This window comes from Rariglobus hedericola, assembly GCF_007559335.1.
Classification (GTDB): domain Bacteria; phylum Verrucomicrobiota; class Verrucomicrobiia; order Opitutales; family Opitutaceae; genus Rariglobus; species Rariglobus hedericola.
The window spans coordinates 750,626-764,092 of the sequence record NZ_VMBG01000001.1 but is presented as its reverse complement, the minus strand read 5'-3'; the positions used below and the strand labels follow the sequence as shown (position 1 = coordinate 764,092).

13 protein-coding genes are annotated in these 13,467 nt (G+C 59.1%); 10 read left to right on the top strand and 3 right to left on the bottom strand.

What is annotated here, in order from left to right:
- Nucleotides 1-35 precede the first annotated feature (35 nt).
- The 7 genes from FPL22_RS03535 (at nt 36) to mnhG (ending at nt 6,616) form a co-directional block, all read left to right on the top strand.
- A complete protein-coding gene (locus FPL22_RS03535; RefSeq protein ID WP_144228728.1) occupies nt 36-686 on the top strand; it encodes an HAD-IB family phosphatase in 651 nt (216 codons plus the stop codon).
- 118 nt (nt 687-804) lie between these two features.
- Complete coding sequence (mbhE, locus tag FPL22_RS03530; protein ID WP_144228727.1) at nt 805-3,726, top strand: hydrogen gas-evolving membrane-bound hydrogenase subunit E; 2,922 nt, start codon at nt 805-807, stop codon at nt 3,724-3,726.
- Nucleotides 3,723-4,112: a sodium:proton antiporter gene (locus tag FPL22_RS03525; protein ID WP_144228726.1), complete on the top strand. Its 390-nt coding sequence runs from the start codon at nt 3,723-3,725 to the stop codon at nt 4,110-4,112. The genes mbhE and FPL22_RS03525 overlap by 4 nt, the downstream gene beginning before the upstream one ends.
- Nucleotides 4,109-5,635, top strand: coding sequence for a proton-conducting transporter transmembrane domain-containing protein (locus tag FPL22_RS03520; protein ID WP_144228725.1), 1,527 nt, complete (start codon nt 4,109-4,111; stop codon nt 5,633-5,635). Before FPL22_RS03525 ends, FPL22_RS03520 begins: the two co-directional genes overlap by 4 nt.
- Nucleotides 5,632-5,997 (top strand): Na+/H+ antiporter subunit E, encoded by a 366-nt coding sequence (locus FPL22_RS03515; RefSeq protein ID WP_144228724.1) that lies wholly within the window; start codon nt 5,632-5,634, stop codon nt 5,995-5,997. Before FPL22_RS03520 ends, FPL22_RS03515 begins: the two co-directional genes overlap by 4 nt.
- Nucleotides 5,994-6,302: an MrpF/PhaF family protein gene (locus FPL22_RS03510; protein WP_144228723.1), complete on the top strand. Its 309-nt coding sequence runs from the start codon at nt 5,994-5,996 to the stop codon at nt 6,300-6,302. Before FPL22_RS03515 ends, FPL22_RS03510 begins: the two co-directional genes overlap by 4 nt.
- Nucleotides 6,299-6,616 (top strand): monovalent cation/H(+) antiporter subunit G, encoded by a 318-nt coding sequence (gene mnhG / locus FPL22_RS03505; RefSeq protein ID WP_144228722.1) that lies wholly within the window; start codon nt 6,299-6,301, stop codon nt 6,614-6,616. Before FPL22_RS03510 ends, mnhG begins: the two co-directional genes overlap by 4 nt.
- 16 nt (nt 6,617-6,632) lie before the next feature.
- Here mnhG and FPL22_RS03500 read toward each other — a convergent pair whose 3' ends face one another.
- The gene (locus tag FPL22_RS03500; RefSeq protein ID WP_144228721.1) at nt 6,633-7,907 is read right to left on the bottom strand and encodes a Glu/Leu/Phe/Val family dehydrogenase; all 1,275 of its coding nucleotides are present in this window, start codon (nt 7,905-7,907) and stop codon (nt 6,633-6,635) included.
- Nucleotides 7,908-8,027: 120 nt separating this feature from the next.
- On the opposite strand from FPL22_RS03500, the gene FPL22_RS03495 reads away from it, so the two are divergent.
- Complete coding sequence (locus tag FPL22_RS03495) at nt 8,028-9,419, top strand: hypothetical protein (protein ID WP_144228720.1); 1,392 nt, start codon at nt 8,028-8,030, stop codon at nt 9,417-9,419.
- A 58-nt stretch (nt 9,420-9,477) separates the two neighbouring features.
- Nucleotides 9,478-11,517, top strand: a complete 2,040-nt coding sequence (gene uvrB / locus FPL22_RS03490; protein WP_144228719.1) for an excinuclease ABC subunit UvrB — start codon at nt 9,478-9,480, stop codon at nt 11,515-11,517.
- A 38-nt stretch (nt 11,518-11,555) separates the two neighbouring features.
- Here uvrB and FPL22_RS03485 read toward each other — a convergent pair whose 3' ends face one another.
- Complete coding sequence (locus FPL22_RS03485; protein ID WP_203235110.1) at nt 11,556-12,149, bottom strand: OmpW/AlkL family protein; 594 nt, start codon at nt 12,147-12,149, stop codon at nt 11,556-11,558.
- A 170-nt stretch (nt 12,150-12,319) separates the two neighbouring features.
- On the opposite strand from FPL22_RS03485, the gene FPL22_RS03480 reads away from it, so the two are divergent.
- A complete protein-coding gene (locus FPL22_RS03480) occupies nt 12,320-12,769 on the top strand; it encodes a DUF3574 domain-containing protein (protein WP_144228718.1) in 450 nt (149 codons plus the stop codon).
- A 21-nt stretch (nt 12,770-12,790) separates the two neighbouring features.
- On the opposite strand, the gene hpt is transcribed toward FPL22_RS03480, so the two are convergent.
- Entirely contained in the window at nt 12,791-13,366 is a 576-nt protein-coding gene (hpt, locus tag FPL22_RS03475; RefSeq protein ID WP_238991304.1) for a hypoxanthine phosphoribosyltransferase, read from the bottom strand.
- Nucleotides 13,367-13,467: the final 101 nt, after the last annotated feature.

The following is a 13,467-nucleotide window of genomic DNA, read 5'->3' as shown; positions in this document are numbered from 1 at the left end:
TTGCACGAGGTAAGCGCGGGCGTTTTCTTGGCGGCGTGTCTGGTCCCAAACTTTTGATTTTTGACTGTGATAGCACACTCAGCTCCATCGAGGGCATCGATGAGCTTGCGCGGGTGCGCGGGCCCGAGGTTTTTAAGCGCGTCGAGGAGATGACCAACGAGGCGATGGATGGAAAAATCTCCGTCGAAGCGGTGTTTGGCCGTCGTTTGGAGATCATCCAGCCGGAAGCAAAGCACGTGGCGCAGATCGGGCAGCACTACATCGACACGGTGGAGCCGGACGCGAAGGCGGTCATCGCGCAGGCGCGCGCGGCGGACTGGACGGTGATGATTATCAGCGGCGGATTCCGCCCGATCATCCGTCCGCTCGCGGACTTTTTGGGGATCGAACGCGTCGAGGCGGTGGATTTGTTTTTCGATGAGGCGGGCCGTTACACGGGCTTCGATGAGAGCTATCCGACGACGCGGTCGGGTGGGAAGCCGGAGGTCATTACTCGACTGAAATCTGAATTGAAGCCCGACAAAGTCGTCATGGTTGGTGATGGTGCGAGTGATTTGGAAACAAAGCCGGTGGTGGATTTATTCGTCGGCTTCGGACGTTATATGGCGCGTGAAAAAGTGAAGCGTGAGTCCGCGGCGTTCATCACACAACTGAGCGAATTGCCTGCATTGATCGCACGAATTTAAGCACGGGATGCGCAATTCGTTGACATCGGTTCCCTCGGGACTTCGCTGCGTCGTAATTGTGGCGACACGGGAGCTGGTTGGCAGGGTTTCCGCTTAAGTCATTTACTTTATTTCAAGCATGGAAACCCGCCTCCTCATAGTGCTCCTCACGCCATTCTTACTGGCGTTGGTGATGCCATGGCTGGGGGCCCGGCTCGGCTCACGCACCGGTTGGATCGCCTTGCTGGCGCCCCTGGCCAGTTGCGCGGCGGTGCTTTCGATCTACCTGCTGCCTCCGATGGAGCGCATGGCGGTGGTCTGGGATTGGGTGCCTAGCCTGGGAGGAACGTTGACGTTTAATCCGGACGGGCTGGCGTTGTTCTTCGGACTCGTGGTGACGGGCGTGGGCGTGCTGGTGACGTTTTACGCGGCAAACTACCTCGACGATCATCACTACCGTGATCACGGTAAATTTTACTGCTATCTGCTGCTCTTCATGGGCGCGATGTTGGGCACGGTGTTTTCGAGCAACCTGCTGGTGCTCTTCGTTTGCTGGGAGCTGACCGGACTCACGTCGTTTTTGCTAATCGGTTTTTTGCACGACAAACACGAGTCGCAGCGCGGGGCTCGCATGGCGCTGCTTACCACGGGGCTCACGGGGCTTGCGCTCCTGGCGGGCGTGGTGCTGTTGCGGGTTATCTATGGCACCTACGAGCTGGGCGAAATCATCGCGATGGGCTCGGTGCCGGCGGGGTCGGAAGTCTTGATGACCGCGGCGTTCATCTGCTGCTTCATCGGCATCGCGGGCAAGTCGGCCCAGTTCCCGTTTCATTACTGGCTGCCCAACGCCATGGCTGCGCCCACTCCGGTGAGCGCCTACCTGCACTCGGCAACGATGGTGAAGTTGGGCGTGTTCCTTACGGCGCGGCTGCTGCCGGTATTCAACGGTCTCGAATCGTGGATGCCGGTGCTCACGGTGATCGGTTTCGGCACGCTCCTGCTGGGCGCCGTGCTGGCGCTGTTGTCGCAAGATTTGAAGGCGGTGCTGGCCTACACGACGGTGGCGCAACTCGGGTTGCTGATCGGTTACTACGGACTTTACACGCAGGGCGTGCCGGTGGCGTGGGACTACCTGCACATCCTGAACCACGTTTTCTACAAGGCGTGTCTCTTCATGGTGGTCGGCATCATCGACCACAGCACGGGGACGCGGGATTTGCGCAAGCTGGGCGGCTTGTTCCGCAAGATGCCTCTCACCGGTATTGCCGCATTCATTACGTTGGCATCGCTGGCGGGCGTGGCACCGACCACGGGATTCCTGAGCAAGGAGCTCCTGTTGGAATCAGTGATTGGATTCCGTGAGACGACCGCCGGACTGCTGGGTTGGTGGCCGCTGGTGGCGGTCGTGCTGGCCTCGTTTGTTAAAGTAATCGTGGCGGCGGGCGTGTTTCATCGCGTGTTCCTCGGTCCGGTCTCGCACGACGTGGAGCACCACTACCATGCGCCGTCGTTTGGTCTGCAATTGCCGGCACTGCTGCTGGCGGGGGCGACCTTGGCCTGTGGTGTGGCGGCGGGCGCGTTTGGGCACTTCACGCTGTCGTTTGGTGTGGTGGGTGAACATCTGATGGAGGCAGAAACGCTCCACCTCTGGCACGGACTGACGCCCGCGTTTCTCACCAGCATGGGCATACTCGCAACGGGCGTGGCGGTTTACTTTGCCGTGGGTGCGAAGCGTTGGGCCGTGCTGGAGATTCCCACGGCGCTGCGCTTTGATGCCTGGTTCGATCACTTGGTCGATGGAGTGCAGCTCTTTGGAAAGAAGCTGAACAAGGCCCTCGGTTTCGAGAACCCCTATGCGTATCTGTTCGTGGTGTTGGCCACGATCATCGCGGTCACAGGAACGGTCGTGGTAGTGGATTGGGCTTCGGTGACCCAGCTCGCCACGCAGTGGGACTGGCTGCCGCATGGCTCCGAAGGCTGGATGCGCACGGTTATGGCGGTGGTGATGAGCGCTGCGGCGATTTTGGCCGCCGTGTGGAAACATCCGATCAAGCAGCTCTTCGCGCTGTCGATCGTGGGCCTCGGCATCTGTTTTTATTATGTGCTGTATCAGGCGCCCGATCTGGCGCTGACGCAGATGATGGTTGAGTCGGCCACGCTGTTGTTGGTGCTGCTGGTCGTGTTGCGCCTGAAACGCGATGGTGCCGATCGCGAAGTGCTGCCGGAGCAGGGCGCGCCTTCGAAGTTATTGCGTGTGGCGCTTGGTGCGGGCGTGGGTCTGATCATGGGCGGCGGTGTATTGTTTTTCCAGCAGCCGCATGCGCTGGAGTGGGCGGGTGATTTTTACCTGAACAACACCCTCGCACTTTCAAAAGGCCGCAATGCCGTGAACACGGTCGTGGTCGATTTCCGCGGCTGGGATACGATGTTTGAAATCACCGTGCTGATCATTGCGGCGTGCGGATGTCTGGGCTTGCTCTCGCGTCGTCGCACCGGAAATCGGTCTCCGGTGAAGTGTGACGACGGTGGCAATTTTTTCCCCGTGCCGCGCGATTTGATCCTGAGGGCTGTCGCGATCGGTGCGTTCGTTCCGCTCAATCTCTTGGCACTTCACATCTTCTTCCGCGGTCACAACGCACCTGGTGGAGGCTTTATTGCCGGCTTGGTGACCGCCCTGTCGCTGCTGGTGCTCGTGTTCGTATTGGGCGTGCATGGGTTGCGCCGCCTGCTGCGATTCAACCCCATGATTCTGGCGATCTGTGGTGTGTTGCTGACGATCAGCACGGCGATCGTTCCTGCGCTGAAGGGACTGCCGATGCTGAATCATCTGCATAACTACATTGGCTCATTCTACCTCGGATCGCCGGTGTTTTTTGACCTCGGTGTGTTCTGCGCGGTGGTCGGCGTGACGCTCAAACTGATGTTGCCGCTGATGAAATCGGTGCACGGCTTGCCCGCTTTCGTGAACGAGGAGCAAGGCCGGTTCGCGGCGCGTGATAGCGAGTCCATCGATATTGATGCGCCTGCGGATAACGCGACGGGCAAGGGAGGTGCGTCATGACCAATCAACTCGAATCCGCCATCTTGATTTTTGTGCTGTTTACGGCGGGCATTTATTTGTGCCTGTCGCGACGCTTCCTGCGTATCCTGTTTGGGTTTTTGCTGATCTCCAACGCGGCGAATGTCGTGCTGATCTCGATTTCGGGTGATCCCACCGGACGGCCTTCGGGCACGGTCGGAGCTGACGGACTGGCCCGAAACTCAGTTGATCCGCTGCCGCAGGCGCTCATTCTCACGGCCATCGTGATCGGATTCGCGGTCGCGGCTTATTTGACGGTGTTGCTTTACCGCCTCTACACCGACCGCGGTGCGGCCACGATGAATTCGCTCTACGCTGAAAAGGCTCCCGGCGGCGCGGTGGCGCGTGAGAAGGAGGACGCATCATGAGCGTTACGGAACTGGCCAATCTTGTCGGGCTTCCGGTCGTCGCGCCCATCGTGGCGGCGTTGCTGCTGTTGCTGTTTCCGCGTCCGTCGTTCGCGCGTCGTGGATTCACCGCGCTGGTGCTGACGGCGCTGCTCGGGCTGGCGCTCTGGATGGTGGTGCACGTCATGGAAAACGGGCCGCTGGTGTTGCGCGTGGGCGGCTGGCTTACGCCTTATGGTATCGTGCTGGTGGGGGACACGCTCGCAGCGATCATGCTGTGTCTGTCGTCATTCACGGCGCTGGCGTGCGTGCTCTATGGTTTTGCCGAAACCGCGGCCGCCGACGAACACCCGATGCGACTGCCGCTGATGCTGTTTTTGCTGGCGGGTATCGACCTGTCGTTTGTGACTGGCGATTTATTCAATCTCTTTGTCGCGTTCGAGGTGATGTTGCTCTCGTCGTATGCGTTGCTCACACTTGAGGCGACGGCGCGGGAATCGCGCGGGGCGTTGCCGTATCTCACGCTGAATCTGGTTGGCAGTGCGCTGTTTCTGGCGACGTGCGGTTTTGCCTACAGCCTGTTTGGCACGCTAAACTTCGCAGAGATGATTGTGCGCGCCGATCTGCTGGTGGGCGATGTCCGCCTCACGGTGCTCGCGGTGCTGATGTTGCTGGTATTCGGATTAAAGGCCGGCGTGTTTCCTCTCTATTACTGGCTGCCGGGAAGTTATCCGATTCTGCCGGCGCCGACGGCGGCGTTTTACGCGGGCATGCTGACCAAGGTCGGCGTCTATGTGCTGTTGCGCATTTTCGGAACGGTGATGCCGCCGCAATTGACGGGACTGCACACCCTGATCGCCTGGACCGCGGGCCTCACGATGGTGATCGGCGTGCTCGGTGCGGTCTCGCAAGGGCGCGTGCAAAAAATCCTGTCTTATCACATCGTGAGCCAGATCGGCTTCATGGTGCTGGCGATCGGTCTGTTCACGCCCTTCGCGTTCACGGCGGCGATTTTCTACATCATCCATCACATCATCGTGAAGGCGGCGCTCTTCCTGGTGGGCGGCGTGATCGTGCGCGCCAACGGCACCGATGATCTCAATCGCACGGGCGGTCTGTGGAGGGCGGCACCGTGGCTGGGAATCGTCTTTGTCTTTCAGGCAATGTCGCTGGCGGGCCTGCCGCCGTTGAGCGGATTTTGGGGCAAGTTCATGATCATCCAGGAAGGCCTGACGCAGGGCGAGTGGGCGCTCGTAGCCATGTCTTTAATCGCGAGCATTCTCACGCTGATGAGCATGCTGAAAATCTGGCTCGGTGCATTTTGGCGCGGCGAAGCGGCGGCTCCGCTTAATTATGACAAGCGTGCCAAGCGCATGACGGCGGTCGGCCTCGGCATGGTGGCGGTGTCGCTGTTGATCGGTTTTGGAGCGGAAATTTTTGTTAAGACCGCCAAACATGCGGCGCTGGAGACACTCGATCGCCCGGGTTATGTGCGCACGGTGATGTCGGCCAACGAGACGATTTACGAAGGGAAGCATCCATGAGCACGGCCAAAGAACATCCGCGTCATTCATGGCCCTCACGGGCGATCGGCTTCGCGGCATTCCTGTTTCATTTTGCGCGCGAACTCGTGCTGGCGAATATCGCCGTGGCCAAATCGGTGTTGTTTCAACCCGTCTCGGCGCTGGTGCCGGACTTCATTTCCTATCCGCTGGATGGCCTCAGCGACTTTGAAATCGTGGTTCTCACGCACTGCATCACGCTGACGCCCGGCACGACGAGTGTGGAAGTATCCGAAGATCGCACCACGCTCGTGGTGCATGCACTGGATGCGCGAGATCCGCAGGGAGTCTGCGATGGAATCAAGAAAACCCTGGAGACGCCGATCCTGGCGTGGACGCGATGAACCTTTTCCTCGAAATCGCTTATTATCTCGGTTGGGCGGTCTTGCTGACCGTTACACTGTGCGGTTTCTGGCGCGTCATTGCCGGTCCGACGACTCTGGACCGCATGGTGGGATTCGATGCCGTGACGATCGCCGTCACGGCATTGGTTGCGATTTTTTCAATTCATGCCGGCACATCGGAATACATGGAACTGATCATCGTGATGACAGCACTCGGGTTCTTCACGACGGTGGCGTATTGTTATTATCTGTCGCAGCCCAAACAACGCAGTGGTGAGGATTTTAATCAGGAGGACGGGAAATGAGTCTGATCGTTGATATCATGGCCGGCCTTTTCCTGTTGGCCGGGGCGTTCTTTATGTTGGTGGCCGGAGTGGGCGTGGTGAAGTTACCCGATGCGTATTGCCGCGCACACGCGCTCGGCAAAGCGATGACGCTCGGAATCATTTTCCTGCTGATCGCGATGGGACTGCTGCTCGAAGATCTTTCGTGGCAGAAAGTCGCCGCAGGTATCTTCTTCCAACTCGTGACGATTCCCGTGGCCAGCCACCTCTTCTGTCTGGCGGCCTATCGACGCAAGCTGCGCCGCTGGACCTCGCGCGGCTGGGTGCAGGAGTAAGCGGGCAAGGGCAGGCTCAGGGGAAGAGTCCGCGGCTTTGTTTGGTCTCGGCAACCCGCTGGATGCCGAGCGTGAGCGCGGCGAGGCGGCGGCTGAACTTGAACTTGCGCTTCTGGTATTCGACCGAGGATTTCGCGCGGTCGAGCATGACGAAAAGTTTTTTGAGGACCTCATCGCGATCCCAATAGAAGTTCTGCAGGTTTTGCAGCCATTCGAAATAGGAGACGATCACGCCGCCTGAATTGCAGAGCACGTCGGGGATGATTTCGATGTCGTCACGTTGCTCCAGGATTTTGTCGGCGCTGAACGTGGTGGGGCCGTTGGCGGCTTCCGCCAGAACGCGACAACGCAGTTTTTGCGCGATCTCGGCGGTGATGACCCGTTCGAGTGCCGCGGGAATAAGAACCGTGCAGTCGAGCGTGAGCAGTTCCTCGTTGGTGATCATCTCGCCGCCGTCGAAGTTATGCAGGACCTTCTGTGACGTGACGTAGGCGAGGGCCTTTTTGATATCGATGCCCGCGGGGTTGTGGATCGCTGCACTGTAGTCGGAGATCGCGACAATTTTCGCTCCGTAGTTGGCGAGGGCGAGGGCGGCTTCTCCGCCGACATTACCAAATCCTTGAATGGCTATGGTCGCGGACGAAATCGGGATGTTGAAATCCTCGAGGTAGGCTTTGACGAGATAGGCGACACCGGCGCCGGTGGCCTCGTGACGGCCTTGCGAACCCCCGAGCGAGATGGGTTTTCCGGTGACGCAGGCCGGCTCGTTGCGGCCAACGTGATTGGAATAGGTGTCCATCATCCAACCCATGATCTTGGCATTGGTGCCGACATCCGGTGCAGGCACGTCGATCTGCGGGCCCATAAATGGAATCAGCTCCTGCATGTAGCGACGCGAAAGCCGCTCGAGTTCTCCTTCGGACAGTTGGCGCGGATCGACGATCACACCGCCTTTGGCGCCGCCGTAGGGCAGGCCGACCAGCGAAGTTTTCCAACTCATCCACATGGAGAGTGCGGCGACCTCGCCCAAGGTGACATCTTGATGGAAACGAATACCGCCCTTGGCCGGACCGGTCGAAAGATTGTGCTGCACCCGATAGCCTTCGAACACCGTGACGCTGCCGTCGTCGCGTTTGATCGGGAGTGCAACCGCGACGCAGCGCTTGGGGTATTTGGTGCGGTCGCGAATGGACTCGGGCAGACTGATGGCATCGGCCGCGAGATCGAACTGGCGGCAGGCCTGTTTGAAAACGTCTGAGTCGTAGAGTGAAGAAACGATGGTTTTGGACATGCGACGGGGTGGGGTGGACTGCGAGTGATCATGTCACTTCGTAAGGGAATGGCAAATCGGACGTGGAGATGGATGGGCGGTTGAAATCGATGCGGGTTTCCCGCTTGATCGGTTTAACGAATGGCCAAACCCGTCTTTATTTTTGTTTCAAAACTCGTGCGCAAGCTGGTGATGGCTTCCCTCATCGCCGCACTCGCGCTGGTTGCCTACAGCCTGTGGTTGTTCGGGAAGGATCAGTCCAGTTATGAGGAACGCCGTGCGACCCTGATGACGGTGACCGAGACGGAGCGCACCCGCATCGACGGAGAGTTGACCGTGCTGAACGAAAAGCATCAGGCCACGGTCACGATGATCGAAATGCAGCAGCAGCGTTCCGAGCGGGCCGAGAAGGTGCTCAAGAACCTGCATGAATCCGATCCCGGTGCGCTGGATCGTTGGTTTGGTGACGCGGCCGAGGTGAAGACGCACGGCGAGCGCGTGGCCAGTCTGGAGAAAATCAAAACCGAATCGCAGACTCGCGTCGTCGAGTTGCAACGCGATATCGTGGCGGGCGAACAAGCCCGAAAGAGCCTTGAGACCCAGCTGGTGGCTCTGGACGCAAACCTGCTCACGTTAAAAAACGAAAACCACGCCGCCGCGCATTATGTGCGCAGCGCATGGGCCGAGGCACGCTGGTGGGTGCTGGCGGTGTTCCTCGCGTATCTCTTCGGCGGACTGGTGGTCGCCTTTGTGCTTTATTATGGGTGGGCGTCATGGGTTTCGCGCCGGAAACCGGTAAGCTTGGTAACGACTGGCGGCGGCTATTCATCGATCGGCGAGAGTGCGGTCACCGTGGAAGATGCGCTTTGGGCGGGCGAGGTGTTGTGGGTGCGCAAAGGGTTTTTGCAGGCGTCGGATAACGAACTCATCCGTCGGCGGCGCTTTATGTTAAACTGGCGGATGCCGTTTTCGTGTCTCGCCGGCGGCTTGTGGAGATTGATCGAGCTGCGCAACGGACGCAGCGCGGGCGAACGCCGCGTGGTGCTGGCGTCGGCGGCCGATCCCTTTGCGGAGTTCGCCATCGTATCGGTGCCGGAGGGGAGTTCGTTTGTGCTCCGTGCCGCTTTCCTGCACGGAATCATCATGAACTCGGAGCAACGCCTGGTGATCCGCCGGCATTGGCGGTTGTTGTGCTGGCAATCGTGGGTGTCGGGCCAGTTCGGCTACTTCGAGTTTTTTGGCCCGTGCCGGCTGATTGTTTCCAGCGTCAGCGCATTGCAGGGCGAAACTCTGGCGACCAACGATGACGGGAAAGGTTCATCGTGCCGCGCCGGTCAGAAAGCGTTGATCGGTTTCTCGCCCCAGCTCGAGTTGAAGGCCGTGCGCACCGAAGGGTTCTGGCGTTACTGCCGCCGTCGCACGGCCTTATTTGATGTGTTGGTCAAAGGCTCCGGCGTTTACCTGACGCGGGGCGAGGAAGGGCGTGGACGTGACCGGCTTCGCGCGCGGCTGTTGAAACGTTGCGGTCTTTGAGGCCACGGCGTTTGCGATGAACCGAAACCGGATAATGGTGGTCTGCTAAAATCAAACCATGGCTTCGTTGTTTAAACTGAATTCCGAATACCAGCCGACCGGTGATCAACCGCAGGCCATTGATAAACTCACGGCCTCGATTCAGGCGGGAAACAAATTTCAGACGCTGCTGGGTGTTACCGGCTCGGGAAAGACTTTCACGATGGCCAATGTCATCGCGCGTTGCGACCGGCCGGTGCTGATCATTTCGCACAACAAGACGCTGGCGGCGCAGCTCTACTCGGAGTTTAAAAACTTCTTCCCCGAGAATGCGGTCGAATACTTCGTCAGCTACTACGACTACTACCAACCCGAGGCGTATGTCGCGTCGAGCGACACTTACATCGAGAAGGATTCTTCGATCAACGAGGAGATCGAGCGCATGCGAATTGCGACCGCGAGTTCGCTGGTTTCGCGCCGTGATGTGATCGTGGTGGCTTCGGTTTCGTGCATCTACGGCTTGGGCTCGCCCGAGGACTTTCAGGCCATGCGCATTGCCTTGCGCAAAGGCGAACCGCTGGGACGTCAGGTGCTGCTCCAGAAGCTCGTGGATATTTTGTATGAGCGAAACGACTACGACCTGAAGCGCGGGGCATTTCGCGTGCGGGGCGATGTTGTGGACATCATGCCCGCCTATCTCGAACTCGGTTTGCGGGTGGAGTTTTGGGGCGAGGAAATCGAGGCGTTGAGCGAGTTCGATCCCACGACGGGCACGGTCACGCGCACGCTGGACCAATTTGATCTTTATCCGGCGACCCAATACGTCGCCAGCAAGGACAAGCTCACCGAGGCGATCCAGGCGATCAAACACGAGCTGGATGAACGCGTGGAGTTCTTTGAGAAAAACGGACAGCTCCTGGAAGCGCAGCGCATTCGTATGCGCACGAACTACGACCTCGAGATGCTCCAGGAAATGGGCTTCTGCAACGGCATCGAGAACTACTCCAGTGTGATCGCCCGGCGGCGTCCGGGAGAACGTCCCATCTGCTTGATCGATTTCTTCCCGAAGGATGCGTTGCTGATGGTCGATGAAAGCCACGTGACGATTCCGCAGGTCGGCGGCATGTCCAATGGCGACCGGGCTCGCAAAATGAATTTAGTGAACTTCGGATTCCGTCTGCCTTCGGCACTCGATAATCGTCCGCAGACATTCGACGAATTTCTGTCGATCACCGGACAGACGCTTTTTGTTTCCGCTACGCCGGCAAGTTATGAGCTGACTCACTCGACAGTGATCGCCGAGCAGGTCATCCGGCCGACGGGTCTGCTTGATCCGGAGATCGTCATTCATCCCACGAAGGGGCAGGTCGAGCACCTGATCGGCGAGATCAAGCAGGCGACGTCAAAAGGAGAACGTGTGCTCGTGACGACGTTGACCAAGCGTTTGTCGGAGGACCTCACGAGCTTCATGCGCGAGGCAAAGATTCGCGTGGAGTATCTACACAGCGATATCGATGCGATCGAACGCGTGGAAATTCTCCGCAATTTGCGGCTGGGTAATTTCGACGTGCTGATCGGCATTAACTTGTTGCGGGAAGGTCTCGACCTTCCGGAAGTGGCCCTCGTGGCGATCCTCGATGCGGACAAGGAAGGATTCCTGCGCAGCCAGACTTCGCTCATTCAGACGGCCGGGCGCGCGGCGCGTCATGAAAACGGACGGGTGATTTTTTATGCGGACAAGATCACCGAGTCGATCCGTCGCACGCAGGAAGTGACCTCGGCGCGTCGGTTGAAGCAGATCGCCTACAACGAAGAGCACGGCATCACGCCGCGCAGCACGAAGCGCACGGCGCAATCCAGCCTGCATGTTTACGACGGTAGTGGTGCGCGCGACGAAGAGGCCGGCGCACTGGCCGAGGGTAGTGACGAGGATGTGAAGGCGGTGATCGAGGAACTCGAAGAGGAGATGACCACGGCGTCGGCTAAACTCGAATTCGAGCGCGCGGCGTTGCTGCGTGATCAAATCGAGGCGCTTAAGTCCGGCGATTACCGGAAGGCGGCGGCGAGCAGTCTGAAGGGCAAGTCGCGGGCTTACGCCAAGGCGAAGCGCCGGCGGTAAGGCACGGCGTTTGGTTACGCCGTGCCCAGAGCATGATGTTAGAACTGGTAGCGAAGGCCGAGTGAGTAGATCCACGGGTCGAGTCGCGCCTCGGTGAGCTTCACACCACCGGCTTTGACGTCGGTGCGAAGCATGGCGCGTTTCACATCGGCGTTGAGCGACCAGTGATCGGCCAATTTATAATCGAAGCCAACCTGGCCGGCGGGACCGACGCTGTAACTGTCGAGTTTGGCGCCTCCAAGGTCATCATCGAAGATCAAGGTGAAGTTTACGCCGGCTCCGACGTAAGGTGTAAAGCGACCGATGGGGGTGAACGTGTATTTAGCGAGCAAGGTGGGCGGCAGATGTTTGAACGTGCCGACCTTGGCGCCATTGACCTTCACTTCATGCTCCTGAGGCACGGTGAGCACGAGGTCGGCGGACCAATGAGAGGTGAAGGCATAGGAGATATCGAATTCGGGGATGAGCTTGTCCTCGATGTCCACGGCGATGGCTTTGTTGGTGGAGCCATCGGTGGTTTGCAGGTAGGCTGTGGCGATGCGCACCGACCAAGGGCTGGCGGCGTGGAGCGGCGCGAGCGCGACGAGGCCGGCACCGAGCATGGCGATAAGTTTAGATGAGGGTGTGTTCATGGTATGCGAAGACCGCGTGGAATGATTGCGGTAAGCATACCTTAAGGATCCGCGAAGCCGGTGACTGCGCAGCCGTTGGCGTAAAATGCGCGGGATTTGTCGGGCAATGATCCGATAATGCGGGTCTGCGATTGCCTGTTGCCGGAACTAGGAATCAAGCTGGACCTACCATGAGAACCCTTCGTTGGTGGTCCCTTTCGTTATTGGCGGTGCTGGCGCTCGCTGGTTCGGGCTGCGCGACCAAACCGCCTGCCGAGACCGTCGCGCCCGTCGTGACCGAAACCGCCAAGTGGGTGCGGACTGAATTGTATTTTGGCATCGGTGACTGGACGGAAACGGCGTTGAGCACCGAGCCGGAGTCGCGTTGGTCGACATTCGTGGATGCCGAAGTGACGCCGCGCTTTCCAGACGGGCTCAGTGTGATCGATGTCTATGGCCAGTGGCGTGAGGCCAAACCAAGCGCGCAGATCAAGCGCGAGCGGAGCCGGCTTCTCGTGATCGTGCACCTGGATACCGCGGAGGCATCGGCCAAGATCGACGCCATTCGCGATGCTTGGAAACGCACGACCGGAGACCAATCCGTGCTGCGGGTCACCCAGCCGGCGGACGTCCGCTTTTGAGCAGCGGACGTCTTGGAAAACTCACGCCCACTCGGGCGGGTTTTGCAGGTTGGGCTTGAGCACGCCGATGCAAGGCAGGTTCCGGTAGCGCTCGGCGAAATCGAGTCCGTAGCCGACCACGAATTTATCGGGGATTTGGAAGCCTACAAAATCAGCCTCGAACTCAACTTCGCGGCGGCCGCGTTTGTCGAGCAGCACGCAGGTGCGGAGGCTCGCGGGGTTGAGCTTGCGCAACATGGCGGCGACGGCGGAGAAGGTTTTTCCCGTGTCGAGAATGTCGTCGATCAAGAGCACGTGGCGGTTGCTGATGTCGAGCGTGAGGCTTTGGAGGATTTTCGGCTGACCTAGCGATCTCGTGTCGTTGCGATAGCTCGAGATGCGAATGCAATCGAGGCGGATGGGATTGGGGATCTCGCGCAGCAGATCGGCGGTGAATAAAATCGCGCCGTTGATGATGGAGACGACGGTGATCTCCTCGTCGCCATAGGCCTCGGCCAGCTCGGCTCCGAGTTTCTTGACGCGTTTTTTGATGTCCTTCTCGGAAACCAGCACGGTTTCCAAGTCAGCGTGCAGGGGGAAATTTTTGGCCTTGGTCATGGATGGGCGAACTTTATGCCGCGGCATTCAACAAGGGCAACTGGTTCGTGCGAATTAGAGGCAACTGTAACCTCGAAGACACGGTCTATTCTTTTGACTTA

What these genes read in the sequence shown, in the direction of transcription:
- FPL22_RS03495 (WP_144228720.1), top strand. Translation starts at nt 8,028, where the DNA reads ATGGCCAAACCCGTCTTTATTTTTGTTTCAAAACTCGTGCGCAAGCTG.
- FPL22_RS03520 (WP_144228725.1), top strand. Translation starts at nt 4,109, where the DNA reads ATGAGCGTTACGGAACTGGCCAATCTTGTCGGGCTTCCGGTCGTCGCG.
- mnhG (WP_144228722.1), top strand. Translation starts at nt 6,299, where the DNA reads ATGAGTCTGATCGTTGATATCATGGCCGGCCTTTTCCTGTTGGCCGGG.
- FPL22_RS03500 (WP_144228721.1), bottom strand. Translation starts at nt 7,907, where the DNA reads ATGTCCAAAACCATCGTTTCTTCACTCTACGACTCAGACGTTTTCAAA.
- FPL22_RS03525 (WP_144228726.1), top strand. Translation starts at nt 3,723, where the DNA reads ATGACCAATCAACTCGAATCCGCCATCTTGATTTTTGTGCTGTTTACG.
- FPL22_RS03510 (WP_144228723.1), top strand. Translation starts at nt 5,994, where the DNA reads ATGAACCTTTTCCTCGAAATCGCTTATTATCTCGGTTGGGCGGTCTTG.
- hpt (WP_238991304.1), bottom strand. Translation starts at nt 13,366, where the DNA reads ATGACCAAGGCCAAAAATTTCCCCCTGCACGCTGACTTGGAAACCGTG.
- FPL22_RS03515 (WP_144228724.1), top strand. Translation starts at nt 5,632, where the DNA reads ATGAGCACGGCCAAAGAACATCCGCGTCATTCATGGCCCTCACGGGCG.
- FPL22_RS03485 (WP_203235110.1), bottom strand. Translation starts at nt 12,149, where the DNA reads ATGAACACACCCTCATCTAAACTTATCGCCATGCTCGGTGCCGGCCTC.
- mbhE (WP_144228727.1), top strand. Translation starts at nt 805, where the DNA reads ATGGAAACCCGCCTCCTCATAGTGCTCCTCACGCCATTCTTACTGGCG.
- uvrB (WP_144228719.1), top strand. Translation starts at nt 9,478, where the DNA reads ATGGCTTCGTTGTTTAAACTGAATTCCGAATACCAGCCGACCGGTGAT.
- FPL22_RS03480 (WP_144228718.1), top strand. Translation starts at nt 12,320, where the DNA reads ATGAGAACCCTTCGTTGGTGGTCCCTTTCGTTATTGGCGGTGCTGGCG.